The 3,945-nt window shown below is 69.8% G+C and carries 1 protein-coding gene; it reads right to left on the bottom strand.

The features are described 5' to 3' along the window. Positions 1–3,376 (bottom strand): beta strand repeat-containing protein (locus AC1DZ6_RS20825; RefSeq protein ID WP_477099041.1); only part of this gene is annotated, 3,376 nt, incomplete at its 3' end. Positions 3,377–3,945 lie beyond the last annotated feature (569 nt).

Below are 3,945 nucleotides of genomic sequence, written 5' to 3'. Positions count from 1 at the left end.
TGGTCAGGGTGTCGGCCCCGCCGGCGAACTTCACGGCGATCGCGCCGCTGCCGCCGATATGGCCGGCTGTGGTCAGGCTGGCGCCGTAGTCGGCCGTCGGCGAGCCTGCCCCGCCCGGCACGGGGACGGCGCGGAACTCGACGCCGGGGCCGCTCAGCGCGGTGATCGAAGCGTCCGCTCCCACCGCGACCCCGGCCCGATTGAGGGCCGAAACTCGGACCCCCGCCAGGCCGCCCACGGTTTGACCCGTGACGTTGAGGGCGACGTCGTGGCTAGCGTACAGGTCAATGGCGACGCTGTTGGTGTCCTTGGCGACGGCGCGCCCCGAGGTCACCGTCACGTCGCCATTGTCGGCCAGGGCCTGGATGGCGCGCGAGCCGACGCCGACGATCTCGACGTCTTCGCTGACGATCGTCACCTGATCGCCGCGGCCGAAGAGCGCCAGCGTGCTGTCGCTGCTGGCCCGGGCCTTGCCGCTGTTGATCTCGACGTCGCCGCCGATCGACTGGCCCCATACGGCGGTGGCGTACTGCCCGACGACGGCGGCGTCGACGCTGTTGACAACCACATGGCCACCGTTGGTCGAGAGCGCGCCCACCCCGTCGGCCGTGACACCGCCCCGCACGACCAGGCCGGCGGTGCGGGTGACGTCTGCGTTGACGACGATGTCGCCGGTCGTGCTCTGGGCGAAGACGCCCACGTCGCCGTCGGTCCCGGCCGAGACCGAGCCCGTGGTCACGTTCACCGCGCCTTCACGGCCATAGACCACGACGCCCGTGCCGCCCGCCGTGACCTTGTCGGCGGTGACGTCCACCGCGCCCTGGCCGTAGACGTACAGACCGGCCCCGTTGCCGACGGCGATCTCGCCGCTGTCTATGTCGATGGGGCCGGCATGGTCGACCCAAATGCCCATCGCCCCAGCGCCGGTGGCTGACACCTTGTCGCTGACGATACTCAGCGTCCCTGCCCCACCGGCCGGGACGTGCGGCGTGCCGAACACCAGCGCGCCGTCGGAATCGACCATGATGCCGTGGGCGTTGGCGCCGGTGGTGATCACCTCGCCGCTGTCGATGGCGATGTCGCCATTGGACCACGCGTACACACCACGAGCCCCGTCGCCCGTCGTGAGGACCGAGCCGCTGGTGACCGAGGCGCTGGCGCCGCGGGCATAGACCCCGGTAGAGCCTTGGCCCGCCGTGACCACCGAGCCGCTGTCGATCGACACCGCGCCCGTCTGGCTGATCGCGTAGGCGCCGAACGCCGAACGGCCGGCCGTCTGGGCGTCGCCGTTGGCCACGCTGACATCGCCGCTGGTCGAGATCCCGCCCACGGCGTCGGCGGTGAAGCCGGTCAGCATGTCGCCCTGGGTCTTGGTGGACTGGGCGCTGATCACGATGTCACCGCTGGTGGTCTGGGCGAAGACGCCCACGTCGCCCTGGGTTCCGGCCGAGACCGCGCCTGTGGCCAGGTTCACCGCGCCCTCGCGGCCGTAGACGACCACGCCCGTGCCGTTGGCCGTGACCTTGTCGGCCGAGACGTCCACCGTGTTCTGGCCGTAGACATAGAGACCCACGCCGTTGCCGACCGTGATCTCGCCGCTGTCGATGCTGATCGGGCCGGCGTAGTCCGCCCAGATGCCCATCGCGCCAGCGCCGGTCGCCGACACCTTGTCGCTGGCGATGCTCAGGGTCCCCGCGCCGCCGACAGGAACGTGCGGCGCGCCGAACACCAGCGCCCCGTCGGAATCGACCATGATGCCGTGGGCGTTGTTCCCGGTGGTGGCCACCTCGCCGCTGTCGATGGTGATCGCGCCGGTCGTCCAGGCGTAGATGCCGCGGGCGTTGTTGCCGGTCGTGCTGGCCGAGCCGCTGGTGATGTCGATATTGGCGCTCTTGTTGAACGTCAGGGCCATGATGGCGTCGGCGGCGTTGGACCCGCTGGGCGCGCCCGTGGTCGATGCGCCGTCGCTCTTGATCGTCACCCCGCCGCCGCCGTTGGCGTAGATCGCCCGACCGCCAGTCCCGGCCGCCGTGGCCGTCCCGCTGTCGATGGTGATCGCGCCGTTGGCCGCCGAGGCGTAGATCGCCCAAGACTGGGCGCCCCCGGCGCTGGCCTTGTCGCTGGTGATATCGATGCCGCTCAGGAAGCTCTGGGCGCTGATGGCGTTCGAGAACACCTGGGCGCCATTGACCAGCGCGCCGTCGCCGCTGGCCGAGGCCTCTCCGCTGATGATCTTGATCGCGCCGTCGCCCCTGGCGACGATCGCCGAGCCGCCGTTGCCCGTCGCGACGGCGTGCTGCGAAGTCACGTCCATCAGTCCGGCCGCCTCGACACGGATGGCGTCGGTGTAGTGGGTCGAGCCGTCGTAGGTCACCGCGCCGTGAGTGGTCGTGGTGTCGGCTACGACCTTGGCCGTCCCACCCGCCTTGACGTAGACGCCGTACGCGCCGTCGCTGGCCGTGGTGACCGTTCCGCTCTCGACGGTCGCATCGCTCGCGGCGTTGGCTGCGACGCCGAGGAAGCCCACGCCGCTGGTCGACAGCGCGTCGACCTTGACGCTGACATCGCCGTTATAGCTGCGCGCGCCGATCGCCTGGCCGTAGGCCGTATTGCCCGCCGGCGTCACGGTCGGCGCGCCCGACGCCACGATCGTGCCGGCCGTCACCGAGACGTCGCCATAGGCATAGGCGTCGATGACGCCGTTGGGCCTAGTGGTCGTGGCCTCGCCGACCACGACGCTCACCCTGCCGCCGCCAGTCGGCGCCCCGGCGGGACCGCTGAGCGAACGGGCCGACACGATGCCGCCGTTCAGGCCCGACGAGGCGATCTTGTCGATCTCGACCGTGATGTCGCCGGTGCTGGATCCCGCCGCGACGCCGGATGTATAGAGCCCCGCCGTCGACAGCTCGCCGGCCTTGACCTTGACCGCGCCGCTGACCGACTGGGCGATGATCGCGTCGTTGGTGTCGACGCCGCCGAAGCCGACGCCCGTGGTGGTCGCCTTGGTCACATCGATGTCGATCGCGCCGCTGGTGGTGGTCACCACCAGACCCGGAGCGTTGTCGCCGCTGGTGGCGATGTCGGCCGCCGCGACCCGGATGTCGCCTGCCCCACCGGAAACCTTCACGGCGGTCGCGCCGGTGTTGGAGGCCGAGGCGGGCAGGTTCAGGATCAGGTCGTCGATCGTCGTGTAGCTGACGCCGGTCGTGGTGGGGCCCGGGCAGGTCACGACGCCGCTCACGGGCGCGCCGCATTCGTCGGCGGCGAGGGCGGCGGCGGGCTGGACCAATAGCGAGCACCCCAAGGCCGTCCCCGCCAGCCACAGGGCCCGTGGACTACGCTGCGTCTCGCCGCGTCCGATCTGGTTCTTCGACATGCAACACCCCCACTCGATCACTTGAAAGAGCGCCGTCTCTCTAACGGCGAGTTTCGACCTAGCGAGGACGGGACAAGCGCCACAATCCCCGTTTGGGGGGTGCGGAAGGAACGGCTCGAGGCGATCGGTCCGACGCGCGCCAGGAACGACCCGGCGTGTCCGCGAGGCCCTGACCGAGCTTCTTCCTACAGGACCTTGCTCGATACACGAGATATCCAAGGCATTTCAGATGGATCGGCGGTCGGTCGCGAGAAAGCTCAAAGCAGAAGGTACGACCTATTCAGTGGTATTGAATTGCACCGAAACGCGGTCCAAACGGGTGTCGAGGTTAGCTTGCCAGAAGCCGCGCCGTCCGGTCGCTCTTCTGAAACAAGCCAAAAGCCGACCCTGGCACCCCTCCAGAAACGCGACCCTCAGATCGACGCCCGTTGTCGCCAATCAGCCCGGTCGCGGTCGGCGCTTCGCTCTTCCGTTCCCGGATAATTAGCTTCCCACGGTCGCGTTCCAGCCGCCGCCCAAGGCCCTGAACGAACGCACCGCCGCGCGCGCCGCCTCGGTATCCGCCTGCG

The sequence above is a fragment of the Caulobacter sp. P1_B12_2 genome, from assembly GCF_056406675.1.
The sequence above is the reverse complement of the archived record's forward strand: the minus strand, read 5'-3'. Positions and strand labels throughout refer to the sequence as shown.